The 24,148-nt window shown below is 68.2% G+C and carries 21 protein-coding genes and 2 pseudogenes; 14 read left to right on the top strand and 9 right to left on the bottom strand.

The window, feature by feature from the left end; all coding sequences use genetic code 11:
- Positions 1 to 89: 89 nt before the first annotated feature.
- Genes G6N45_RS04745 through G6N45_RS04770 form a run of 6 tightly spaced genes read left to right on the top strand, consistent with a single transcriptional unit; the run spans position 90 to position 5,405 of the window.
- On the top strand, positions 90 to 1,100 hold the full coding sequence (locus G6N45_RS04745) for a substrate-binding domain-containing protein (protein WP_163720623.1): 1,011 nt from the start codon (positions 90 to 92) through the stop codon (positions 1,098 to 1,100).
- Entirely contained in the window at positions 1,097 to 2,092 is a 996-nt protein-coding gene (locus G6N45_RS04750) for an ABC transporter permease (protein ID WP_179965272.1), read from the top strand. Before G6N45_RS04745 ends, G6N45_RS04750 begins: the two co-directional genes overlap by 4 nt.
- Complete coding sequence (locus G6N45_RS04755) at positions 2,089 to 2,871, top strand: ATP-binding cassette domain-containing protein (RefSeq protein WP_179965273.1); 783 nt, start codon at positions 2,089 to 2,091, stop codon at positions 2,869 to 2,871. The genes G6N45_RS04750 and G6N45_RS04755 overlap by 4 nt, the downstream gene beginning before the upstream one ends.
- Positions 2,849 to 3,763, top strand: coding sequence for a PfkB family carbohydrate kinase (locus G6N45_RS04760; protein ID WP_163720624.1), 915 nt, complete (start codon positions 2,849 to 2,851; stop codon positions 3,761 to 3,763). The genes G6N45_RS04755 and G6N45_RS04760 overlap by 23 nt, the downstream gene beginning before the upstream one ends.
- A complete protein-coding gene (locus G6N45_RS04765) occupies positions 3,760 to 4,410 on the top strand; it encodes a nucleoside/nucleotide kinase family protein (RefSeq protein WP_163720625.1) in 651 nt (216 codons plus the stop codon). Before G6N45_RS04760 ends, G6N45_RS04765 begins: the two co-directional genes overlap by 4 nt.
- Complete coding sequence (locus G6N45_RS04770; RefSeq protein ID WP_163720626.1) at positions 4,407 to 5,405, top strand: LacI family DNA-binding transcriptional regulator; 999 nt, start codon at positions 4,407 to 4,409, stop codon at positions 5,403 to 5,405. Before G6N45_RS04765 ends, G6N45_RS04770 begins: the two co-directional genes overlap by 4 nt.
- A 37-nt stretch (positions 5,406 to 5,442) precedes the next feature.
- On the opposite strand, the pseudogene G6N45_RS04775 reads toward G6N45_RS04770, so the two are convergent.
- From G6N45_RS04775 to G6N45_RS04785, 3 genes and pseudogenes are all read right to left on the bottom strand, one after another.
- Positions 5,443 to 6,243: pseudogene (locus G6N45_RS04775) on the bottom strand (MOSC domain-containing protein); the annotation flags it as partial.
- Between the two features lie 10 nt (positions 6,244 to 6,253).
- On the bottom strand, positions 6,254 to 6,901 hold the full coding sequence (locus G6N45_RS04780) for a TetR/AcrR family transcriptional regulator (protein ID WP_163720627.1): 648 nt from the start codon (positions 6,899 to 6,901) through the stop codon (positions 6,254 to 6,256).
- Between the two features lie 120 nt (positions 6,902 to 7,021).
- Positions 7,022 to 7,750: an NADPH-dependent F420 reductase gene (locus G6N45_RS04785; protein WP_264059564.1), complete on the bottom strand. Its 729-nt coding sequence runs from the start codon at positions 7,748 to 7,750 to the stop codon at positions 7,022 to 7,024.
- A 147-nt stretch (positions 7,751 to 7,897) separates the two neighbouring features.
- Here G6N45_RS04785 and G6N45_RS04790 point away from each other — a divergent pair.
- A pseudogene (locus G6N45_RS04790) lies at positions 7,898 to 8,841 on the top strand (NADP-dependent oxidoreductase).
- Positions 8,842 to 8,949: 108 nt separating this feature from the next.
- Here G6N45_RS04790 and G6N45_RS04795 read toward each other — a convergent pair.
- Together G6N45_RS04795 and G6N45_RS04800 are read right to left on the bottom strand one after the other, a co-directional pair.
- Positions 8,950 to 10,293: an NAD-dependent succinate-semialdehyde dehydrogenase gene (locus G6N45_RS04795; RefSeq protein ID WP_163720629.1), complete on the bottom strand. Its 1,344-nt coding sequence runs from the start codon at positions 10,291 to 10,293 to the stop codon at positions 8,950 to 8,952.
- 93 nt (positions 10,294 to 10,386) lie between these two features.
- Positions 10,387 to 11,799: an APC family permease gene (locus tag G6N45_RS04800; protein ID WP_163720630.1), complete on the bottom strand. Its 1,413-nt coding sequence runs from the start codon at positions 11,797 to 11,799 to the stop codon at positions 10,387 to 10,389.
- 142 nt (positions 11,800 to 11,941) lie between these two features.
- Between G6N45_RS04800 and G6N45_RS04805 the strand changes: the two genes are divergently transcribed.
- The 4 genes from G6N45_RS04805 to G6N45_RS04820 all read left to right on the top strand — a co-directional run bounded on the left by G6N45_RS04805 (position 11,942) and on the right by G6N45_RS04820 (position 17,347).
- Complete coding sequence (locus tag G6N45_RS04805; RefSeq protein WP_163720631.1) at positions 11,942 to 12,793, top strand: universal stress protein; 852 nt, start codon at positions 11,942 to 11,944, stop codon at positions 12,791 to 12,793.
- A gap of 29 nt (positions 12,794 to 12,822) precedes the next feature.
- Entirely contained in the window at positions 12,823 to 13,674 is an 852-nt protein-coding gene (locus G6N45_RS04810; protein ID WP_163720632.1) for a lysophospholipid acyltransferase family protein, read from the top strand.
- Positions 13,675 to 13,760: 86 nt separating this feature from the next.
- Entirely contained in the window at positions 13,761 to 17,084 is a 3,324-nt protein-coding gene (locus G6N45_RS04815; protein ID WP_163720633.1) for a bifunctional diguanylate cyclase/phosphodiesterase, read from the top strand.
- Between the two features lie 38 nt (positions 17,085 to 17,122).
- A complete protein-coding gene (locus tag G6N45_RS04820) occupies positions 17,123 to 17,347 on the top strand; it encodes a hypothetical protein (protein ID WP_057149808.1) in 225 nt (74 codons plus the stop codon).
- 51 nt (positions 17,348 to 17,398) lie between these two features.
- On the opposite strand, the gene G6N45_RS04825 is transcribed toward G6N45_RS04820, so the two are convergent.
- Both G6N45_RS04825 and G6N45_RS04830 read right to left on the bottom strand, forming a co-directional pair.
- Entirely contained in the window at positions 17,399 to 18,163 is a 765-nt protein-coding gene (locus G6N45_RS04825) for a DUF6498-containing protein (protein WP_163720634.1), read from the bottom strand.
- 10 nt (positions 18,164 to 18,173) lie between these two features.
- A complete protein-coding gene (locus G6N45_RS04830; protein ID WP_197746868.1) occupies positions 18,174 to 18,551 on the bottom strand; it encodes an Hsp15 family ribosome-associated heat shock protein in 378 nt (125 codons plus the stop codon).
- Between the two features lie 43 nt (positions 18,552 to 18,594).
- Here G6N45_RS04830 and G6N45_RS04835 point away from each other — a divergent pair, with 43 nt between their 5' ends.
- Positions 18,595 to 19,470 carry an NmrA family NAD(P)-binding protein gene (locus G6N45_RS04835; protein ID WP_163720636.1) on the top strand — a complete coding sequence of 292 codons (876 nt, stop codon included), beginning with the start codon at positions 18,595 to 18,597 and terminating at the stop codon, positions 19,468 to 19,470.
- Here the strand turns inward: G6N45_RS04835 and G6N45_RS04840 are convergent.
- A complete protein-coding gene (locus G6N45_RS04840; protein WP_246228880.1) occupies positions 19,467 to 20,174 on the bottom strand; it encodes a TetR/AcrR family transcriptional regulator in 708 nt (235 codons plus the stop codon). The two genes, G6N45_RS04835 and G6N45_RS04840, sit on opposite strands and share 4 nt — an antisense overlap.
- Before the next feature lie 164 nt (positions 20,175 to 20,338).
- On the opposite strand from G6N45_RS04840, the gene G6N45_RS04845 reads away from it, so the two are divergent.
- On the top strand, positions 20,339 to 21,151 hold the full coding sequence (locus tag G6N45_RS04845) for a lysophospholipid acyltransferase family protein (RefSeq protein ID WP_163720638.1): 813 nt from the start codon (positions 20,339 to 20,341) through the stop codon (positions 21,149 to 21,151).
- Between the two features lie 44 nt (positions 21,152 to 21,195).
- Complete coding sequence (locus G6N45_RS04850; protein ID WP_163720639.1) at positions 21,196 to 22,551, top strand: NAD(P)/FAD-dependent oxidoreductase; 1,356 nt, start codon at positions 21,196 to 21,198, stop codon at positions 22,549 to 22,551.
- Between the two features lie 47 nt (positions 22,552 to 22,598).
- Here G6N45_RS04850 and G6N45_RS04855 read toward each other — a convergent pair whose 3' ends face one another.
- A complete protein-coding gene (locus G6N45_RS04855; RefSeq protein ID WP_163720640.1) occupies positions 22,599 to 24,107 on the bottom strand; it encodes an HNH endonuclease signature motif containing protein in 1,509 nt (502 codons plus the stop codon).
- Positions 24,108 to 24,148 lie beyond the last annotated feature (41 nt).

Genomic DNA, 24,148 nt, shown 5'->3' on the forward strand with positions numbered 1-24,148 from the left:
CGAAAGCGCATGCGCAAGCGCTTGCCTGGCCTCTAGGCTCCTGCACAGCCGCGGCGCGGACGGCGTCGCCCGGGGACAAAGGAGTCCACATGGTCGGAAAACGCAACCGGTCCACGCTCGCGGTCGGGGCAGTCCTGATGGCCGGCTCGATGGTTCTCGGTCTGACCGGGTGCGGCGGATCGGGCTCGGACGAGGTCAAGGTCGGGCTGATCACCAAGACCGATTCGAACCCGTACTTCGTGAAGCTGCGCGAGGCCGCCCAGGCCCAGGCCGACAAGGACGGCGCACAGTTGGTGGCGCTCGCAGGTGCTTTCGACGGCGACAACGAGGGTCAGGTCACCGCGATCGAGAACATGGTCGGCCAGGGCGTCAAGGGCATCCTCATCACGCCGAACTCGTCCACCGGCGTGCTCGACGCCATCAAGAAGGCGCGCGACGCAGGAGTCGTCGTCATCGCCCTCGACACCGCGACCGACCCGGAGGACGCGGTCGACGCCACCTACGCCACCGACAACAAGGCGGCGGGCGTCAGCCAGGGCAAGTGGGTCCGCGCGGCCATCGGCAACGCCGCACCCCAGGTGGTGATGCTGGACGGCACCCCGGGCGGCACCGTCGACACGTTCAGGCACGACGGATTCCTCGAAGGCTTCGGCATCACCAACGGCTCGCCGGAGATCGTCGCCCAGGAGAACACCAACGGCGACCAGACCAAGGCGCAGACCGCGATGGAGAACATCCTGCAGCGCGCGCCGCAGATCAACGCGCTCTACACCATCAACGAGCCGGCCGCCGCCGGCGCCTATCAGGCGATCCAGTCCGCCAATCGCGCCGGGCAGATCACCATCGGCTCGATCGACGGCAGCTGCACGGGCGTCGCGGACGTCAAGGCAGGCAAGATCGGCGCCACGGTGATGCAGTTCCCCGCCAAGATGGCCGAGCTGGGGGTGCAGGCCGTCGTCAAGTTCGCCAAGGACGGCACCAAGCCCAGCGGATTCAACGACACCGGCTCCGAGCTCATCACGGACAAGCCCGTCCCCGGCCTCCCGTCGAAAGACACCGCCTGGGGCGAACAGAACTGCTGGGGCAAAGCCGGGTCATGACCACCGGCGCGCCCGCACAGGCGAAGCCGTCGCTGTCGAGCCGGTTCACCGCGGAGAGTCTGCTGCGTGAACCGTTGCTCGGCCCACTGGTGGCACTCGTCATCGCGATCATCATCTTCAGCGCGGTCTCGGATTCGTTCCTCGAACCCCAGAACGTCTCGCTGATCCTGCAACAGTCCGTGGTCGTCGGCATCCTGGCCGTGGGCCAGACGCTGATCATCCTGACCTCCGGGATCGACCTGTCGATCGGGGCGGTGGCCGTCTTCGGCACCATCGTGATGGCCCAGAGTGCCGGCGCAGGGGGACCCGTTGTGGCGCTGGGCTCGACGCTGCTGGTGTGCGTGGTCTTCGGCGCGATCAACGGCGGACTGGTCACCATGTTGCGACTGCCCCCGTTCATCGTCACGCTGGGCACGTTCACCGCGATCCAGGCGGCGACCCGGCTGCTCGCCGGGTCCGAGACCTACCGCGTGGAACCGGGGCTGCTGACGTTCCTCGGCACGTCCTTCCGCATCGGGTCGTTCTCGACGACGTTCGGCGTGGTCGCGATGCTGCTGGTCTACCTGGTGACGTGGTACGCGTTGTCCCAAACTGCTTGGGGCAGACATATTTACGCTGTCGGCGGCAACCCGCAGGCCTCAGACCTGTCGGGGATCAAGTCGGGCCGGGTGCTGCTGTCGGTGTACATCACCACAGGGGTGATCGCCGCGATCGCGGCGTGGGCCGCCCTCGGCCGCATCCCGAATGCCGACCCGAACGCCTACCAGAACGCCAATCTCGAGACGATCACCGCGGTGGTCATCGGTGGGACGAGTCTGTTCGGTGGCCGGGGCGGTGTCGGCGGCACCCTGGTGGGAACGCTGATCGTCGGCGTACTGCGCAACGGCCTCACCCAGGCCGGGGTCGACAACCTCTACCAGAACATCGCCACCGGAATCCTGGTGATCGTGGCGGTGGCCGTGGACCAGTTCACCCGCAGGAGATCACGATGAGCGCCGCCCCTGTTCTCGAAGCGCGTGGGCTCGTCAAGAAGTACGGCAACGTGACGGCGATCAACGGCGCCGACTTCGAGCTCCGCGCCGGCGAGGTGCTCGCGGTCATCGGCGACAACGGAGCCGGGAAGAGCAGCCTGATCAAAGCCCTTGCCGGCGCGGTCATTCCGGACGCGGGCCAGATCCTGATGAACGGCGCCGCGATGGCGTTCAAGAACACCCGGGACGCCAGAGCTGCCGGGATCGAGACGGTGTATCAGGACCTTGCGGTGGTGCCGGCGCTCGACATCGCGTCGAATCTGTACCTCGGACGCGAAGTGCGGCGGAAAGGGTTCGCAGGCAGCATCTTCCGTCGACTGGACATGCCCCGGATGCGGCAGGACGCCGCACAGCACCTCGCTGATCTGAAGATCGGCATCAAGAACGTCAACCAGACGGTGGAGACGCTGTCGGGTGGACAGCGCCAGGGTGTCGCGGTGGCACGCGCGGCGGCGTTCGGCCGCGGCGTGATCATCATGGACGAACCGACCGCTGCCCTGGGGGTCCGAGAGTCGGGACAGGTCATCGACCTGATCAAATCGATTCGCGCACGCGGAATCCCGGTCGTGCTGATCAGCCACGACATGCCGCACGTGTTCGAGGTGGCCGACCGTATCCACATCCACCGGCTCGGCCAGCGCGCCGGTGTCGTCGATCCGAAGAAGCGCTCGATGTCCGAGGTGGTAGCGCTCATGACCGGTGCGGAGGAGCCGACCGATGAGGAACGCGCCGGGCTCTGAGAAACGACCGATCGGTGTCTTCGTCGGATTGGCGACGCTCGACGTGATCCACCGCATCGCCGAACCCCCCGCGGTGAATCAGAAGATCACCTCGACGGCGCAATTCGTTTCCGCAGGCGGGCCGGCCGCGAACGCGGCGGTCACGTTCGCCGCCCTCGGCGGAGCGGCGACGCTGGTGACGGCGCTCGGTGACGAGCCGGTCGCCGAGCTGATCCGGACCGACCTGACGACACACGGTGTGGAAGTGGTCGATGCCGCGCAGGGCGCCATCCGCCCGGTGCCGGTGTCGTCCGTGTCGGTGGTCGAGTCCACCGGGGATCGCTCCGTGGTGTCCCTCGACGCGGTCGGCTCGGACGCCGCGCCACCGGCGGACCTCGAGGATGTCGTCGAAGGAGCCGACGTGCTGCTCGTCGACGGTCACCACCCGGTGATCGCCGCTGCCGCCGTCCGCCACGCCGCGACCCGGGCTGTCCCTGTGGTCGTCGACGCAGGCCGATGGAAACCGGTGATGAACGACCTCATCGGGTACTCGACGGACATGGTGTGCTCCAACGACTTCCGGATGCCGGACACCGACGGCCCGCGGTCGACGGCCACCGCACTCGTCAGCAGCGGTGTCCGCACCGTGGTCACCACCCACGGCGCCGATCCAGTCGATTGGTGGTCCGGCGGACAGTCCGGATCCGTCGCGGTGCCGGCGGTGAGAGCGGTCGACACCCTCGGTGCCGGCGACGTCTTCCACGGCGCCTACTGCTTCTATTCCGAGCGGATCGGCGTGGTCGAGCGCATCGAACGTTCGGCTCGAGTGGCGGCGCTGCGATGCTCGATCGTCGGGCCGCGGGCATGGCTGCGGGAACTCCCCACCCTACGGACCGGGACGGGTGGCCGATGAGCATCGACAGCGATGCCCAGGACGCCACGCTCGATCAGCTGGTCGAGTGGGCCGGTGCGCTCGTGGTGCCCGGGCAGCGACGGATCCTCGGTCTCACCGGCGCGCCGGGAGCCGGGAAGTCCACCGTCGCCGAACAACTGGTGGGCGCTCTGGGGCCGGACGCGGCCGTGCTGGTCCCCATGGACGGCTTCCACCTGGCCAATGAGGTGTTGATCGACCTGGGGCGGCGGGACCGCAAGGGCGCCCACGACACGTTCGACGACGATGGGTATGCGCGGTTGCTCGCCACGCTGCGGGCACAAGGCCCCGACGACCCGGTCGTGTACGCGCCGCGGTTCCGCCGCGAGATCGAGGAGCCGGTCGGTTCGTCGATCCCGGTTCGGCCGACGACGCCGCTGGTGGTCACCGAGGGCAACTACCTGCTGCTGGAATCCGACGGGTGGCCCGCAGCGCGGTCCTGCCTCGACGAGGTGTGGTTCCTGGTGCCCGACACCGACGTCCGCCATCAGCGGCTGGTGCGCCGCCACGAGTCCTACGGCAAATCGCCGGAGGACGCGAAGCGGTGGGCGCTCGGGTCCGACGAGCGCAACGCGCGACTGATCGAGTCGACCGCGGCTCGCGCCGACCGGATCCTGCGGCTGCCATGACGACCATGGGCGACGTCGCCCGTCTCGCCGGCGTCTCGGCCTCCACCGTCTCGCACGTGCTCAACGGCACCCGCAAGGTCGACGCCTCGACCCGCGTTCGTGTCGAGGCGGCCATCGCGGAGACCGGGTACCGGCGCAACGGCGTGGCCCGGTCGCTGGCGGCCGGCCGGACACATACTGTCGGACTGTCGATCTCGGCGCTGACGAACCCGTACTTCGGCAGCCTGGTCCATGCCGTCGAGCGGGCACTGTCCGACGCCGGTTACGTCCTGATCGTCGGGGACTCCCACGACGCCGTGGAGTCGGAGAAGCGGATCACCGACTCGCTGCTGGATCGGCAGGTCGACGGCATGATCGTGGCGCCCGCGGCGGGATCGGAGCGCTCCACGCTGCCCGGGATCGCCCGCACCGGAACCCCACTCGTCCTTATCGACCGGATGCTGGATGTGGACTGCGACCAGGTGGCCCCGGAGAACACGACGTCGGCACGGATGCTGACCGAGCATCTGCTCGATCTCGGCCATCGTCGGATCGCTGTCGTCCGTGGCATCCCCGGAATCTCCTCAACCACCGAACGTTTCGACGGATACGTGGCAGCGCTGACCGATCGCGGGATCGGTGTGGATGCGGCCCTGGTCGTCGAGGGCGAGTCCAGTACCGACGTGGCCGAACGTGAAGTGCGCGCACTGATGGCGAGCGCGAACCGGCCCACCGCTCTGGTGTCGATGAACAACGCGATGACGATCGGCACGCTCAAAGCCGTTCGCAGCCTGGGCTTGTCGATTCCCGGCGATGTGGCGTTCGTGTGCTACGACGACTTCGAATGGTCGGATCTGTTCGATCCGAAGCTCACCGCGGCCGGCCAGGACGTCGAGACCATCGGAGCCACCGCCGCCCAACTGCTGCTGCGTCGCATCCGCAAGGAGGACGGCCCGCCGCGGCGTATCCGGGTGCCGACGATGTTCCACCACCGCAGTTCCTGCGGATGCCGCTGAAGCGGCGAGCCCAGCGGCATGAGGCCGGTGCGAAGCGATCGCCGACAGCGATCCTGCCCTCGGTGACCACGTCGAAGTAGGCGCCGGCGCACGGCAGGCGACCCAACCCGAAGGATTCGACGAGGTTCTCCGCTGCAGGTGTGCGCAGCGCGTGCGCCGCGCGATCCAGGGGGCCGTGTTCGAGGGTGGGGATCACGCACCGCGGCGTCGGACCCATACCTTTCAGCCGCACCGAGCCGACCGTGAAAACCTGTTCTTCCCAGTCATTCTCGCTGTACGGAGGATGCCCCGGTGGCGTGGCGATCACGATGTTGGGTCGATAGCGCTGTGCCTCGGTGCCGATGTGCGCGAGCGTGGCGGCAGTGATCACATGCAGGGGAGCGAGATCGACGAAGGACTCGCCCGGCGTCGCCTCGGCCAACTCGAGCAGCGGCGCATCCACCTCGGCGTCGAGGCCCCGGGCGAGCACCTGCTCCGGGTCGGCGCGTTCCACGCTCGCCCCGGGCTGACGCCGGGTGGCCAACCGCACGGGTCGCGCCAGTAGGGTGGACAGCGCCCGCTCGAAGGCAGCGTCGTCGGGTGTCACCTCGGTGCCATCAGGCAGCCGGACCCGCACTCGCCCTTGGTCGATGCGGGCCGAGCACGTCAGCAGTCGCCGCCACAGTCGCGCCTGTTTGGCGCTGGCCACCCGTCCGGTCTCCTCGTCGATCAACGCCAACCGACGGTCGCCCTCGGCACCCCCGTGGCCGACATCGAGCACCGCCACCGTCTCGCCGAGCATCGACTTGACGGGGTAACGGTGCAGGCTCCCGATGCGCATCTGTTGGTCGGCCGACATGAGGCTCACTCTAGGGATCGATGAACGGGAGATCGGGCAGCGGCCGCGACACCAGAGCCTGCACCTGTCTGCTGGTCATGCCGAGCGTGCGCAGCACATGGGCGGCGACGTCGTCGGTGGTCTGGGCGTCGTCGCGGTCGGGTTGCGCGAAGAGCAACTGGCCCAACCCCAGGAGCGCGCCACCGGCTACGGCGAGCGCGACGTCGGGATCGTCGACGGTGAACCGGCCGGCCTCGGCCGCGGCGATGATGTCCCGCTTGGCGCGGGGAGCCAGGCCGCGGTCGGAGGACAGCAGCGTCGGGCCGATGGACAGCATGATGCGGCTCTCCTGCGGTTGTCGCCGGAAGAACCGCCCACACAGCCGGTATCGGCAGGCGAATCTCTCAGCGGGGTCGGTGATCTGCGCGGTCAAGTGATCGAGCAGCTCGCCTTGAGAGTCCAACACCTCTGCCACCGCGGCCGCGAACAGCTCTTCCCGGGAATCGAAATGGTTGTAGAACGACCCCAATCCGATGTCGGCGGCTTGGGTGATCTCCAGGATCGGCGCGTTGAGCCGGCCGTCGGCGATGAACGTCTGTGCCGCCCGGATCAGCGCGGCACGCGTGCGCTGCTTGCGCCGTTCCAGCCGGTTGGGCGACTGGGCCTGCCCATCACTCACTGTCACCTCCGCGTCGCGCCCAGTCTAGAGGGACGGTGATCAGTGATGAGCATTTCGTCAGATCGACATCGCCGAGGGCGCCGTGCTGCGCTCATCGAGGTGCCGCAGGGGTAGAGCCGCTCACGCCGTACGCGCGCTCCAGTCAGCAGTGCGGTAGGGCGTCGCCTCGGCGAGCGCTTCGCGGGTCCGCTCGGCGGGGAAGTCCTTGCCGTAGACCGGGGTGCCGGGCTGCTGCCGCCACGATTCTGAGATCGGCCCCGCGTCGACCGGATCGAACCCCAGCTGGTCCACCAGATCGTGCACCAGTGCCCGGCCGGGGCCGTCGTCGCCGGCGATCGGGAGCGCGATGCGTTCTGGTGCACCGTTGGGCTTGCCTCTCTCGAGCAGGTGCTTCCAGAAGATGCCGTTGAAGACCTTGTAGACCGGAGCCCCGATCTGCTCTGCCACCCAAGCGCTTTCGACCTGACCGTCCTCGATCGGGGCGATCTCGCCGTCGCGCTGCTGCGGGTAATAGTTGTTGGTCTCGATCACCGGAGCTCCCGGCTTACGCGCATCGACGATGCCGTCGGCGAGGTCTGGGACGTTCTTCTGCGGAATGCTCACGATCACGAGGTCGGTGTCGGCGGCGGCCTCCTTGGCCCAGACCGCGGTGGCGCCGGTCTCGTCCGCCAGTTCCGCCAGCGTCTCAGGGGCGCGCGAGTTCGACACCTTCACGTCGTGCCCCAGCTCGCGCAGCCGACGGGTCAGCGTGCCGCCGATGTGCCCTGCTCCGATGATTCCGATCTGCATGCCAGCCTCCTGCGACGGTCCCCTGTTGGTCTGGGCAACATCACGCCGCCCTGGCGGTATTCCGTGCGGCCGCCACGGCTACGCCGGGAACGGAGTCCGCAGTGGTGAGCAACGGCGCAACGCCTCGTGGGGAATGCTTCGAGTGCGAAGCAAGCTGGACCGACCGTAGCTGCTTCAACATCGAAGCAAATGACCGAGAAGGACATCATGAAGGCAGTGCGGTATCACGAGTACGGGGACAGCGACGTCCTGCGCTACGAGGACGCTCCGCGTCCCGTGCCGGGCCCGCGACAGGTCGTGGTGAAGGTCGCCGCGACGACGTTCAACCCGGTGGACGCGGGCATCCGCGGCGGCTTCCTGGCGCAGGTGTACGACTTCAGCTTCCCGCACATCCCCGGTGTCGACGTCTCGGGCACCATCGCCGAAGTGGCTGAGGGCGTGCAGGATTGGGCGGTCGGCGATACCGTGGTGGCATTCCTGCCGCTCGACGCCGACGGCGCCGCCGCCGAGTACGCGCAGGTGCCGGCCGAATCGCTGGCCGCCGCGCCGTCCTCGGTGCCTCTGGCCGACGCCGCGGCACTGCCCGAGCCCGCTCTGACGGCCTGGCAGGCGCTGTTCGAGATCGCCGGCCTCAACGGCGGGCAGTCGGTGCTGATCAACGGTGCCTCCGGCGCGGTCGGCGGCTATGCGTTCAGCTGGCCAAGCAGGCCGGCGCGGTGGTCACCGCAACCGCCGGGGAGCGCGATGCCGAGCGACTGCGCGCACTCGGAGCCGACCGCACCGTCGACTACATCGATTACGGGCAGTCACCGATCGAGGTCGACGGCGGCCCCTTCGACGTGGTGCTCAATCTCGTGAGCACCAGCGACGAGCAGACCGACTCTCTGCTCGGGGTCCTCGTCGATGGCGGCTTCCACGTCGGAACCATGGTCTTCGGACCGGAGAACCCGCCCCGCGGGGTGCGGACCCGGCGAGTGTTCGTCCGCAGCGACGCCGCGCAGCTCGCAGAGTTGGTCAGCCGCGTCGACGACGGCACACTGCGCATCGAGATCGCCGACCGTCGTCCTCTCGATCAGGCCGCAGCCGTCCACGATGCCTCCGACAACGGGCGCCTACATGGCAAGACCCTGCTCATCCCAGCCGAGCGGTAGGACGTCGCGGCGCGGCCATCACCTTTGCCGGCGCTCCGTACGAGATTGCCGTGAGGGTCTTCGCAACCCTCACGGCAATATCGGTCAAAAGGACCGAACCCTATGGCGTCAGCCGGCGATACGGATCAGCTTCTTGTTGACGAACTCGTCCATGCCGAACCGGCCGAGCTCGCGACCGAAACCTGATCGCTTGACCCCACCGAACGGCAACTCGGCACCTTCGGCTCCCACCGCGTTGACGAACACCATGCCCGCCTCGATCTTGTCGGCGACGCGCTTGGCCTGCTCGGTGTCGGTGGTGAAGACGTAGGACCCCAGCCCGAACGGGGTGTCGTTGGCGACGGCGACGGCCTCGTCCTCGTCGGCGACCCTGTAGACCGACGCCACCGGACCGAACAGCTCCTCGCGGTAGTCGGCGGGCATGTCGGTCAGCACCGCCGGCGGGAAGTGGGCGCCGCTGCGCTCGCCCTCGCTGATCAGGTTCGCACCCGAGGACACCGCGCGCTGTACCTGCTCCTCGAGCCGCTCGGCGGCCGCGACCGACGACAGCGGCGCCAGACCGTCGGCCTTCTCGAGCACCTTCTTGGTGAACTTGTCGAGGAACTGGTCGTACACGTCCTCGGCGACGATGATGCGCTTGGCGGCGTTGCACGCCTGGCCGGTGTTCTCGAACCGGCCGTCGACGGCGGCCTCCACCGTGGCGTCCAGGTCGTCGGTCGACAGCACGATGAACGGATCCGAGCCGCCGAGCTCGAGCACCACCTTCTTGAGGTTCCGGCCGGCGATCTCGGCGACCGCCGCACCCGCCCGCTCGGATCCGGTCAGCGACACTCCCTGCACGCGGGGGTCGGCGATCGCCGTGGCGATCTGCTCGTTGGTCGCATAGACGTTGACGTAGGCGCCCTCGGGGAAGCCGGCGTCGGTGAAGATCTTCTGCAGGGCCTCAGCAGATTCCGGGCACTGCGGAGCGTGCTTGAGCACGATGGTGTTGCCGATCGCAAGGTTCGGACCGGCGAAGCGGGCGACCTGGTAGTAGGGGTAGTTCCACGGCATGATGCCCAGCAGCACGCCGACCGAGCTGCGACGCACCACCGCCGAGCCCTCGCCGTCGAGCAGGTCGATGGGTTCGTCGGCGAGAAACTTCTCGGCGTTGTCGGCGTAGAAGGTGTAGATCGCCGCGCTGAACTCCACCTCACCGATCGACTGGTCCAGCGGCTTGCCCATCTCGCGCTGGATGATGCGGCCGAGTTCCTCCTTACGCTCCTCGTGCAGCTCGGCGACGCGACGGATCAGCGCCGCCCGCTCGGCGACCGAGGTGGTGCGCGACCACTCGCGGTGGGCCTTGTCGGCCGCCGCGATCGCCTGCTCGATCTGCTCGTCTGTGGCAGTCGGGTACTCCTTGACCAATTCACCTGTGGACGGGTCGACCACCGCGTACAACGACGTGCTCATCAGAACTCGCTTTCATCTTCGGTTGGCGGCGCAGCATCGCGCCGTGCCCGCTCCGCGCAGCGCCGGGGGCGCCGGGATCGGCTCGCTGCCAGTCTAGGTCGCTGTATTTTGCGGTGTGTCCAGTTCGTCGGCGTCGGGCACCGCCTCGCCCATGTTGAGCGTCATCGGTCGGCGGAAGAATCGGGTAAGCCACAGCAGCACAATGAATCCGATGACGAACCAGATGATGCCGTACCTGGTGGACTCGGCCGAGAGGTAGAGCCACAGGAGGACCGTGGCCAGCACGCCGAGCCCCGGCAGCACGATGTTCCTGAAGATCTGGCGCGCCCCGTTGATCTCCCGGCGCCGGTAGGCGAAGTAGACGATGACGGTCAGGTTCACGAAGGTGAACGCGATCAGGGCCCCGAAGTTGATCAACGAGGCCACGAAGTCCAGGTTGAAGGCGATCGCCAGCAACGACACCACGCCGACGAAGATGATCGCGTACGACGGGGTCTGGAAACTGGGGTGCAGGTATCCGAAGAATCGCCCGATCGGCCCGCGGCCGTTGCGTCCCATGACGTAGAGCAGCCGTGACACCGATGCGTGCGAGGCGAGGCTGGAGGCCACCGTGGCCGCGAACGCGGCGGAGGTGAGCAAGATCTTGAACAGATGGCCGCCGACGTTGTAAGCGATCTCGGGCAGCGCACTGTTCTCCAGCGACTCCTCGCTGAAGTTGGCGACATCCGGAAACAGCGACTGGGTGAAGAATGCCGAGACGAAGAAGATCGCGCCACCGATCATCAGTGCCATCAGGATCGCCTTCGGCACGGTCGAGGAGTCCTTGGCCTCCTCGGTGTACATCGTGATCGCGTCGAAGCCGATGAACGAGAACGCCACGATCGTCGCACCGGTGATGACGAGGTTGAGGTGAACACCCTCGTGCCACAGCGGCTCCGTGGAGAAGAGGGTCCCGTTGCCCATGCCGTCCATCAGGGACTTCCCGGCAAGGATCAGGAACACGCCGATCAGGACCACCTCGAAGACGACCAGCAGCATGTTCACCCGGGAGGTGTTGGTCATGCTGAACAGGCACATCCCGGTGATCGCTGCTACGTAGACGACGACCCAGATCCATTCCGGCGCCCCGGGGAAGAACGAGTACATGTAGCTGCGGATGATCAGTGCGTTGACCAGAGGCAATAGCAGGTAGTCGAGCAGTGCTGCCCACCCGATCAGAAACCCGAAGTTCGGGCTGATGGTCGCCGACGTATACGTGTACGCCGAGCCGGCCGAGGGGAAGATCTGCGTCATCCTGCCGTAGCTGACGGCCGTGAACGTCATGACGACCAGCGCGAATACGTAGGCCGTGGGGACGACGCCGCCGGTCTCGTCCGACACGATGCCGAAGGTGTCGAAGACGACGGTCGGCGTCATGTAGCCCAGGCCGAGGCCGACGATCGCCCACAGGCCGAGCGTGCGGGCCAGCGTGGTCCTGCCGGTCGATTCGGAGGCAGCCTGCGTCATGGTGGTACCCCCATCTGGCTCGTGGGCGAAACGTACCCTCGGGGCTTACCACAAGAACGCTCGCGCTGATGCGATTTGAACGACCGAGAAGGTCTGCGCACTTGCCCATCTGCGACGTGTCACCGGTGTAGCGTCACGGCCCATGCGGTATGTCGTCGGATACGGCCCGCGCCAGCGCGGCGTCGACGGGATCAACCTCGCGGCGACCCTGGCCCGGTCGTCAGGGGCGACGCTCGATCTCGTCGCGGTGCTGCCGAGTGACGCGCCCACTTTTCACCGGTATTCGCCCGACCACGCCTTCAACGCGGAGGTCGAGGAGCAGGGCCGGGGATGGCTGGAGGACGGGCTGTCCCGGGTGCCCGAGGGTGTCCATGCCGAAGGGCATCTCCGTCGGGCCGACTCCATCACCCAGGGCCTGCTCGACTCGTCGGTCGATCCCGAACTCGGCGAGGCCGCCCTGATCGTCATCGGCACCTACCATCGCGTGCGCAGCGGGCGCTTCGGGCTGGGCAGCCTGGCCGATGCTCTGCTGCATGCGTCGGCGGTGCCGGTCGCCCTCGCCCCGGCCGAGTACCAGCCTCATGCCGGCGTCACCCGAATCACGTGCGCCGTCGGCCTGCGGCCGGGCAACGAGGTGCTGTTCGACAACGCGGTTCGGCTGGCGGGTGAATGGAAGGTCCCGCTGCGGTTGATGTCTCTGGTGGCCGTCGGTGAGGACCGGCGCCGAGAGTGGACCCGGGCGGCCGAGGAGCACGCGACGACGCTGGTGGAGCGGGCGACCCAGGCGCTTCCGTCCGAATGTCCGGTGACCAGCGTTGTCGGACATGGGGATTCGCTCGAGGACGCGGTAGAGGGCCTGGTCTTCGACGACAGCGAGATCGTCATGATCGGCTCCAGCCGGCTGGCTCAGCCCCGGCGGCTGTTCCTCGGCCATACGGCCACCAAGATCATGCGGGCATTGCCGGTGCCCATGATCGTGTGGCCGCGCGACTAGGTCGCCCCCACCGACCGCAACCCGCGCCGATGGAGCCCACTGTCGCCCCCGAAACCGCCCGCGTGCGCTCGCTGCGGCGCGCCCTCGAGTTCACCGCCGATCGTGCCGGACCTCTGGTCGATGCGACCCGCCCGTACGTCGACGGCCTGGAGAACCTTCCGAGGGACGGCCGGTTCCTGCTCGTCGGCAACCACACCCAGGCCGGGGTCGAATCGTTCCTGGTCCCGTACCTCGTGCGTCGATCGCTGGGCGTTCTGGTGCGGCCGCTGGTGGACCGCCAGATGGGGCGGATGCGCGGCCTTTCCGGGGATCTCCTCGCCGCCGCCGGCGGCGTCGTGGGAAGCCCGGCGGCGGCTCGGGAACTGATGCGTCGCGACGAGCCGGTCCTGGTGTTCCCGGGGGGAGCGCGGGAGATCTCGAAATTCAAGGGCGAGCAGAACACCCTGCTCTGGGAGGGCCGGGCCGGCTTCGCCCGCGTGGCGATCGAGCACGCCTACCCCATCGTGCCCGCGGCGCTGCTGGGGGGCGACGAGATCTATCGCAGCCTGGTGGCCCGCGACAGCGGCTGGGGGCGGTTCACCGGCGCACTGTCGAGGCGTATGACCGGCCGCACGGACACCGCCATGCCGTTGCTGCGGGGAGTCGGGCCGACGATGATCCCGCGACCGCAGCGGATGTATCTACGGTTCGCTGCGCCGATCGAGACCGTCGCACCCGAGGGCGCCGTGATGGAGGAATGGGTGGCGACCGTCAAGAGGCGCACGCAGCAGGCACTCGAGCGCGCCCTCGCCGACCTCGGCGAACTCCGCGCGACCGATCCCTACCGTCGACTGGACCCGCGGGCGCGTGCGGTGGCGCTCGAGCCTCTGACGCGTCTCTGACAGAAGGAATACCTCCCGCGGTTCAGCAGCGAAAATCTGATCTTGCCCGCATGCTGTTTATCGACGCTCAAGCAAAGGGTGGCGTGATGGGTCGGATTGTTCGCTCGGCAACGTATTTTGTTGCCTTTCCGCTGGCCTATGCGTTGGCGATCCTCGCGGGTCGGGCCACGCGATTGGGCGGCGGTGAGATCTCGCTGGTGTGGCCCGCGGCAGCCGTAGCAACCATCTGGATGCTTGCCGCTCACCAGCGCGGGCCGCGGGAGCGTGCGGCCCACGCGGCGCTGTTGGCCGCCACGACGTTCTTCGTCAATCTCACCACGGGCGCCTCCGTGCCGCTGACCAGTTGGTTCGTCCTGGTCAATGTGGTGCTGGCGGTGGTGACGGTGGAGGTCCTGACCTACCGGCGACGTGAGGTGCATCTGCGCGACCCCGCCGACCTTGCCCGCCTCGTCGCCGCGGTTGCCGTCGGCAACTGCTGCGGGGCCTTCCTCGCCGCGGGATGGTTCGTGGTGGTCAACGGCGATCCCGCTGCGGAGACCTTCGCCCTGTTCGCCGTCCGCAACGCCGCCTCCGCACTGGTCGGAGTGTCGATCTGGTTGCGGCTCACCGACATCACGTGGAGCCGTCCCCGCGTCACCGTCCTCGGCGCCCTCGAAGCGCTCGTGGCCGGCGGCGTCGTCGTCGCCGTCTTCCTGTCCGTGTTCTGGCTGACCACCGGTGTGCCGATGGCGTTCATCGCGCTGGTGCCGGCCATGTGGGTGGCGCTGCGATACAGCACGACGGTCAGCACGCTGCTCCTCGCCGTGGCCGGGCCCTGGATCATCGCCGCCACGCTGCTCGACCATGGCGCGTTGATCGTCCCCGAGCTCCAGGAACGGGCTCTGCTCGCTCAGTCGTTGGTCGGCAGCCTGGCGATCGTCGTCCTCGCGCTGGCGCTGTACCGCGACTCGCGGGCGCGTCTGATCTCAGAACTCGAGGATGCGCGCGACACCGCGGATCGGGACTCCGAACTGCTGGCAGCGGTGCTCGACAGCATTCACGACAGCGTGATCCTCACCGACGCCGCCGGCCAGGTGGTGCTTCGGAACGCCCGGGCCGGCGAGTCCGGTCACGTCGACCACGTCGTCTCGGCGTCCCGGGAGCCGATGTCGGCGGCAGGGCCCACCGAGCGGCGGGATCTGGTCGTGGAGGCCGAGGACTCCCGGATCATCGAGCTGACGACGGCCCCGCTGGCACGCCAGTCGCCGTTCACCGTGGTCGCCTTCCGCGACGTCACCGAGGAACGCGTGCACGCCCGGGAGCTGCAGGAGGCGCGTGATCTCTTCGCGGGCGTCCTGCAGGCCGCATCGGAGCAGGCGATCGTCGGCACCGATGCGACCGGGCACATCACGGTGTTCAACATCGGCGCGGAGCGGCTGACGGGTTGGACGGCGGACGAAGTGATCGGCCACAGGCCTCATGATTTTTCGATCTTTCCCGAAGTGTCCAGCCGGGCAGCGGAACTCGGCGTCCCGATCGGCTTCGAAGTGTTCACCCACAACGTCACGCCGCAGGCGGCCGAGGTGCGGGAGTGGACATACCTTCGCCGCGACGGCTCTCCCGTGGCCGTCAGCCTGGCGGTGTCGGAGATGACCGATCACGACGGCGGCTGTATGGGCTACATCGGTGTCGCCACCGATATCACCGAACGCAAGGCGGCCGAGCAGGCGCTCGCCGAAAGCGAGGAGCGTTTCCGCCTCGCCTTCGACACCGCGCCGATGGGCATGTTCATGTTCGACGTGACTCCTGAGAACTTCGGGCGTGTCACTCGCTGCAACCAGGCGATGGCCGACGTCCTGGGAAGCCGGCCCGACGACGTGCTGCAGATGACCGTGACCGATCTGGACGGCCTCGAAAACCATTCGGAGACAGCGACGTTGGAGCAATTGCTGAGCCTGCGTGTCGGGCAGACGTTCGACGCGGAGACGTCGTTCCGGCGCGCCGACGGGGACACGGTCTGGGGACTGGTGTCCGCGTCCGTCGTGGCACCGCGCGGATCCGAACCCTACGGGATCTGCCTGGTCGAGGACATCACCTCCCGTAAGCGGGTCGAGGACGAACTGCACTACCTGGCGTCCCACGATCCGTTGACCGGGCTGGCGAACCGGGCGCTGTTCATGGGCCGGATCGACAAGGCGCTGGCCGACGCGGACCGGGCAGGCTCGAGCGGCGTCGGTCTGATCTTCCTCGACCTCGACGGTTTCAAGACCGTGAACGACACCTGGGGCCACGCCCAGGGCGACGAGGTCCTCAAGGTGGTGGCCGACCGGTTGAAAGCCGCGATCGGACCGCACGACACCGCGGCGCGACTGGGCGGTGACGAGTTCGCCGTGCTCTGTCCGGACGACGCGGACGTCACCCTCCTGCACAGCGCCGCAGAACGGATCCGGGCAGAGTTGCGCCGGCCCGTCAGGCTGGGCGCCGGCCGGATCTACGACCAGCTCTCGGTCAGCGCCGGCGTGGTGATCTCGCAGCCGGGATGCGTGAGCGAAACGCTGCTGCAGCGGGCCGACAACCTCATGTACTTCGCCAAACGCAGCGGCAAGGACTGCGTCACGATGGGCAGCGAACCCGCCGAGGAAGCCGCCCTGCTGCGGGAGATGCAGCTGACCCCTGACCTGGACCGCGCGGTCGACCTCGACGAATTCGCCGTCCACTTCCAGCCGATCGTGGATCTGCGCACCGGCGAATGCGTCGCCGCGGAGGCACTGCTGCGCTGGCAGCATCCCGAGCGTGGGCTGCTGTGTCCCGACGCGTTCCTGACCGTCGCCGAAGCGTCCAGGCACATGCCCGCCATCGGGCGGGGCGTGTTGAACGAGGCATGCCGGCAGGCGAGGTCGTGGGCCGGTGCGGCGGCAGGGTCCGCCGTACACGTCAACGTCTCCGGCCGGCAGATCGAGGTGGGCGACCTGCGCGCCGACGTGCTCGGCGCGCTCGACGTCAGCGGACTGGATCCACGCCGACTCGTGCTCGAACTGACCGAGACGCACGCCGGGCGGGTGGCGGCCTCGATCCGCGACGACCTCGACATGCTGCGGGAACTCGGTATCCGCATCGCCATCGACGATGTCGGCACCGGGTTCAGCGGGCTGGTGAAGATCATCGACCTGCCGATCGACATCCTCAAGATCAGCCGGCAGTTCATCGCCGGCATCACCGACGATGCCCGGTGCGCCGCGATCACCAAGGCGATCGTCGGGCTGGGCTCCAGCCTCGGTCTGACGGTCATCGCCGAGGGCATCGAACGTCAGGACCAACGCGACCTACTGATCGAGTGGGGGTGTGAGTTGGGACAGGGCTACCTGTTCGGCAAGGCTCGACCCGTGGCCGACGGAATCAAATCGCCCCTCTCCCTGTTCCATCACGCATAGGCGGTATCACCGCCTGGGAGACAGAAGAGGCGAGATCGATGAAGAGAATCGGCATGATGAGCCTGGTGGCCGGGGCACTGTCGGCGGCGGTGATCGGCTTCGCCGGTCCGGCGCAGGCGGACCAGACCGGGTTCGGGTTCGGCGGCTACGGTTACGGCCATCACGGCTACGGGTACGGATACGGCAACGACGACTACCCGTGGATCCACCAGCTGTTCCCGACGGTGAAGGTGCCGCACGTGAGCACCACCGTGCATCCCTGATCCACCGACGACCACGAGGGCGCCCGCAACAGCGGGCGCCCTCGTCGTATGTCACCGCCACGGCTGTTCGTTGCGTTCGCGGCGCGTCTGTTCGTCCGCGCGGCCGCTCGCCCAGAACTCTTCGAACCGCTGGCCGGGGTAAGCATTCGGTATCCGATTCAGGAGGCGGCTGAGCCACCGCGGTGGTCGGGCCGGTTCCCATTGAGGGACAACGGTACTCAGTGCAGCCATGGTCTTGAGAACGACGAAGACGCTGAACAGGCTCGACGACGCGCCGGTCACCGCGATGCCTGCCATACCGAAGATCAGGGTCAGGTGCACGACGATGACGCGGCTGAGTCCCCGCTGCGCCGTCTGTTCCAGCCGCGAGAACGGCCATCCGCGCAGGGTCAACAGGTCGATCACGAAGTCGAGCGCGAGAAGCGCCAGAACGCACAGCGCGCCCAGTCGCACGTCGCCCCAGCCGATCACCGCGATCGAATCGGCGGCGTGCCGATCCAGCAGGACGATGATGACGGCGAGGAAGATGCCGTGGACGAGGGTGAACGCCGTGCTGGTGACGACGAAGCCGGTGAGGAACGTCGAGGCGCCCGTCGTGCGCCTGTTCTCGCTCGGCGGGGCGTAGCGGAAGTGGCCGCGCCGCGGAGACCACCTCTGATGCACCAGGATTCGCGCCGCGATGAATCCACATCCGGCCGCGGTCTCGAACCAGTACACCACCAGCGTGGTGGCTCCCGACCAGTTCTGCGTGAACCAGCCGACCACCGGCACCGCGATGACGGCGAGCAGGGTGGCGAGATGCACGAACCGGATCATCGCCCGGCGTTCATCCCTGGCGTCCGCGCCACTTGTCGAGCAACCTGCGGTCCCTCTTGGTGGGCCGCCCGGCGCCGCGGTCGCGGACGGCGACAGGTACCGACGCCACCGGCGGGGGCGGGGGAGTGCGGTCGAGGTAGCAGGTCGCCGCGTCGGCGGCGCTCACGCGCTTCTGGATCACGCGCACCACCTCGACGATCCGGGTGCGGTCACCCACCAGGGCCCGCACTGTATCGCCGGGCCCCACCATGGTCGACGGCTTGGCCGGCCGGTCGTTGACGCGTACGTGCCCACCCCGGCACGCCTCGGCTGCGTCGGGTCGCGTCTTGGTCAACCGGACCGCCCACAACCAGCGATCCACCCGTGTCGCTTCCACGAGGATCATCATGGACTGCGGAGAACCTCGTCAGCGACCCCCGGAGGAGATGCACGTGCTTCTGGTGACCGGCCCCACCGGAAACTTCGGCCAGGAACTCGTCGACCTTCTCGATCAGCGATACCGACGGCCGTGGCGCGTCGGCAGCCGCCACCCCGAACGATGTGCAGCGGCCACCTCGGCCGAGGCCGTGCTTCTGGACTTCTTCGACCGCACCACGTGGGCTCAGGCGCTCGAAGGCGTGCAGGCGCTGTTCCTGCTGTTCCCGCTGCCGGGGAATCGCGCTGCGCGGCAAGCGATCGTGCCGTTCCTGCACGCCGCCGAGCGCACCGGGTGCCGGCACGTCGTCTACTTGTCGGTCTTCGGCGCCGACCGGGCGCGCTTCATTCCGCACCACACAGTGGAGGCCGCGCTGCGGGATTCGGCCATGTCGGCCACGGTCCTGCGGTGCAGCTTCTTCATGCAGAACCTGCACCGGGCGATCTCCACCCACGGTGTCGACATCTCAGAAGCCGGGGAACTCTTCATCCCCGCCGGCCGGGGCGCGACGACATTCATCGATGCGCGCGACGCGGCCGACGTCGCCGCCACCGTCTTTGCGGACCCGGACGTTCATCGTGACGTGGTGTACCACCTCACAGGGCCGACTCCGCTGACCATGGCCGAGGTCGCCGCCGAAATGACCGCCGTTCTGGGCCGCCCCATCCGCTACGTCGACCCCAGCCTGCCGCGATTCGCCGTGCGGCTGCGCCGCCGCGGAGTCGGCTGGGACACCATCGGATTCATGTCCGCGGTGTACACGCTGACCAAACTCGGGCGAAACCAGCCGGTCACCGGCGATGTGCAGCGGCTGCTGGGCCGGCAGCCGCGCCCACTGCACGATTTCCTTGTCGACAACGCGTGGCGCTGGCGGGATCGGGCATGGACCTAGGCGATGAGTTCAAGTGCCGTGTCCCGACCGCGGTCCAGGAACTTGATGATCTCGGTTGCCGCTGAACGCACCTGTTTCTGAGTGGCCCGCTCCGGTCCCAGCAGCGCGGTCACCGCGACGCTCAGCACGTTGAGCGGGGAGTCCGCGGGGCGGGGCCCGGGCGCAGGACCGACGAGCGACAATGCGATCCCGGTGACGAGTCCGTGCAGCGCGAACGCCTGATCGGCTGTCTCCCAATCGGTTCGGGCCATCCCATGGCGGCGCCACACCGGAAGCACCGCGCCGATCACCGCGCTGGGCCCGAGCGCGTCGTGCAGGGCGACCGAGCGAGGATGGTCGGCCAGCACGCCGAGGAGGTTCTCGTCATGGCGTTGCAGCGCCGCGAGCAACGGCTGGCTCGTTGCGACGTCGAGCATGGTCGGGCAGAACCGGGACGGGCGCGCGAGGTCGGGTTCCTCGCCGAGTCGACGGATCAGGTCGTCCAGCAGGCCGAGGAAGCCGCGGCCGAGCAGGCCGATCAGCAGATCCTCCTTGGTGGGCCAGTACAGGTAGACGGTGCCCTTCCCCACGTGGGCGCGCTGGGCCACGTCGGCCACGGTGAAGCCACGCGCACCCCGTCCGATGAGCAGGTCGCTCGCCGCGGCCAGGAGGCGCGCCGCCTTCGTCGAGTGCTGTTCGGGCAGGCCGACGGACGGAGTGCTCACCGGTGTGACTATAGCCAGCGGCCGAGACGGACTGAACGGACTGACCATATCGGTCGTTTGGTCAGTTCTCGGGTACGCTCGGTGGCGACCGTCAATCGCCGCTCTCGGACGAGGAGACCACCGTGGCCAACCCTTTCGTTGATCGAGCAGGCCGAGTTCAGGCCATGCAGAAGGCGATCTTCACCGTCGCCGAGCTGATCGGTCCGGTCGTCGACCTGTCCAGGATCTACGTCGACGGGCTGGAGAACCTCCCCCGCGACGGACGGTTCCTGCTCGTCGGCAACCACACCACATCGGGATGGGCCGAGATCGTTTTGACCCCTTACTTCGTGCACCGCGAACTCGGCGTCCGCGTGCGGGGGCTGGCCACCCGGCAGCTGGCCGACATGCGCGGCATCGGCCGCGAGGTGATGGAGGCGGCCGGCGCGGTGGTCGGCGACCCCGAGACCGGCGCCGAGCTGATGCGCCGGGGCGAAACGGTGCTGGTCTTCCCCGGTGGAGGGCGGGACATGCTCAAGTTCAAGGGCGAGGAGTATCAGCTGCTGTGGCAGGGCCGCAGCGGGTTCGCCCGGCTGGCCATCGCCCATGACTACCCGATCGTGCCTGTCGGGCTGGTCGGTGGGGACGACGTGTATCAGAGCCTCGTCGCACGCGGCGGTACCTGGGAGCGGATGACCCGCGGTCTCGGGGAACGTCTGCACGGTGTGCGCGATGTCGGGATCCCGCTGATGCGCGGACTGGGTCCGACGATGGTGCCGCGGCCACAGCGGATGTACCTGCGGTTCGGATCCCCAATCGACACGAGCCGGCCCGCGCCTGAACCAGCCGCCCGGTGGGAAGCCACTGTGAAGGAACAGACGCAGACCGCCCTGGAGGGGATCCTCGAGGAACTGCGCAGGCGCCGCGACTGCGACCCGTTCCGCAACCTCAATCCGCTCGCCTGGGGACGCGCCCTGCGCCCGGCGCTCACCGGTTGACGCGGCTGAGGTGGAATCGCCCGGGGAACGGGTATCGCCGTTATATGGGTAATTCGCGTCCCAAGGTGGTCATCGTCGGCGGAGGTTTCGGCGGACTGTTCTGCGCCCGACGCCTGAAGAACGTCGACGCCGATGTCACGCTGCTCGACCGTGCGGCATGCCATGTGTTCCAGCCGCTGCTGTATCAATGCGCAACCGGCACTTTGAGTATCGGCCAGATCAGCCGCTCACTGCGCCAGGAGCTCGAACACCATCACAACGTCACCACCCTGCTCGGCGAGGCCGTCCGGCTCGACCCCGACGCGCGTCGTGTCACCGCACGCCGTCCCGACGAGACCACCTTCGATCTCGACTACGACTATCTGGTGATCGCGGCGGGCATGCGTCAGTCCTACTTCGGCAAGGAGGAGTTCGCGACCTGGGCGCCCGGCATGAAGACCCTCGACGACGCGCTCAGCATCCGTCGCCGTGTCTTCGCCGCGTTCGAGATCGCCGAAACGCTGCCTCCTGGCCCCGAACGTGACCAGTGGCTGACGTTCGTCGTGACCGGCGGGGGCCCGACCGGTGTCGAGTTGGCAGGCCAGATCCGGGAACTGGCGACGCGGGCGCTGGCCAACCAGTTCCACAGCATCAATCCCGAAGACGCCCGGGTGCTGCTGTTCGACGGTGGCGACCGCGTGCTCAAGAGTTTCGCGCCGGCGCTCGCCGACCGGGCGCAGCGCACGCTCGAAATCCTGGGCGTAGAGATGCATTTCGGCGTCCACGTCACGGACGTCCGACGCGACGGTGTGACAGTCAGCCCGAAAGGTGGCGCACCGAGTGAGGAGTACGCGAGCCGCACGGTGCTGTGGACGGCCGGTGTCGAGGCCGTGCCGTTCGCGCGGCATGTCGCCGAGGTGCTGGGCGCGCAGACCGACAGGTCGGGGCGGATCTCGGTGGACGCCGATTTGTCGGTGCCCGGGCACTCAGAGGTCTTCGTGATCGGGGATCTCGCCGGCCGCGACGGGCTGCCCGGGGTGGCGGAGAACGCCATGCAGGGCGGTCTGCACGCCGCGGCCTGCATCCGTCGCGAACTCAGCGGCGCCGCCCGGAAGAACTACCGCTATCGCGACCTCGGATCGGCGGCCTACATCAGCCGCGGCAACGCCCTGCTCCAGGCGGGCCCGGTCAAACTCGCCGGGTTGGCGGGGTGGCTCGGGTGGGGGTTCATCCACATCGCTTTCCTCACCGGCGTGCGTAACCGGTTCAGTACCGTCGGCACCTGGCTGGCGACCATCACGCGAGCCAATCGCAGCGATCGCGCTTTCATCCTCGGCGGATCCGGCCATCCCGAGGAGCCCTACACCTGGGAATCGCCTGTGCACCAGAGCTATACCGCCCGGCAGCAGAAGTCGGCCTAGCACGTTCCCCATGCTTGGCGCACTCGCGGGTGCGACACCCGCGGCCGTCAGGCCGCTTGGTGGTCGGGTGGTGCGGGTCCGCCGGGTTCGCCTGGTTCGTCGGCTGAGGTGGGAGGTTCCGCTTCGGTCGGCTCGACCGGCTCGGCCGGCGTGGTCTCGGCAGCGTCATGATCCTCCGGTTCATCGGGTGGGCGTAGGAGGGCTTCGGGGCGGTGGTAGGTGTTGATGCGTGTTTGGCCGGTGTCGAGGTGGGCGGGTGGGGTCCATTCGACTTCGGTGCGGGTGTTCATCGCGGTGGTCCAGCCGCCGTCGGTGTTGACGCTGCGGTTATCGGGTGGGCAGGCCAGGCCGAGGTCGTTGATGTTGGTGTTGCCGCCATCAGCCCAGTCGGTGGTCACATGATGAACCTGGGCGCCGTAGGCGCCGACGGTGCAGCACGGTTTGGTGCATCCCCCGTCACGCGCGATCAGCATGATCCGCTGCGCCGGCGACGCGATACGGCGGGTGCGGAACAGGTCCAGGGCGGATCCGGTGGCTTGGTCGAAGACCGCCAGATAATGGTTGGCGTGTCCGGCCATCCGGATGACGTCTTTGATGGGCACGCGGGTGCCGCCGCCGGTGACACCGATCCCGGCCCGGGATTCCAGGTCTTGCAGGGTGGTGCGGATGATCACCGCCACCGGCAACCCATTCAAGTGACCCACCTCGCCGCTCATCAGGGCGATCCGTCCGACGGCGAGCAGGGCGTCGTGTTGGCGTTGGGCCAGGCTGCGGTGATCGTTGTCGATCTGGGCCTGGGTGGGGGTGCCCGAGGTGCACGGTTCGGGATCGTCGGGGTTGCACATACCGGGGGCGGCGTATTTGGCGAACAGCACCTCGAACACCGCCCACGCCTCGGGCGTCAACCGGGCGGCCAGGTCGGTCATCGCATCGCGGCGCTGCTTTCCCTTCGACACCCCACGCGTGCGGGCACGCTCGGTGTCATCGGGTTCGGGGCCGTCCTGATCGAGCAGAAACAGGGTCAGATCGGCGGCGTTCTCGACGTCTTTGGGCCCGGCCCCGACCGCGGTGCGCACCAGGTCGACCTCGAACTGCTCCCGGGTGGCGGTGTCGACGAAACCGGGGAGTTTGTCGACGGCTTTGCGGATCACCTCGACATGCTCAGCATTGATCAACCCCTTCTCCTGCGCCACCGCGACCGCCGGCAGTGCTGGGGGCAGCGGCGGCCCGGTCACCGGCTGGCGCGGCGCCAGCAGGGCGGCGTCGCCCAGGCGGCGGTGCGCCTCGGCGGTGGTGATGCGCCACCGGATCGCGAGCACGTCTTTCCAGTTCTTGGCGCCCATCTGCTGCGGGGTGGTCTCGACCTGCAGCCGGGCCAGCAGCCGGTGCCGCAGCGCGGGCAGCCGGCACCACACGGTTTCCAGCTCGTCGAGCACCTCGACCAGCTCGGTGCGGGTGGCCAGGTCCGAGTCGCAGCCGGCCAGGGTGTCGACAGCATCCACCAGCGCCGCCACTGCGGCCTGCAGATCCGTCCCCGACATACTTCGAACATACATTCGACCACCGACAAAAACGGCCGGCCGCTGCAGCTCTGGCG

Origin of the sequence: Mycolicibacterium psychrotolerans (genome assembly GCF_010729305.1) — a bacterium.
Classification (GTDB): Bacteria; Actinomycetota; Actinomycetes; order Mycobacteriales; family Mycobacteriaceae; genus Mycobacterium; species Mycobacterium psychrotolerans.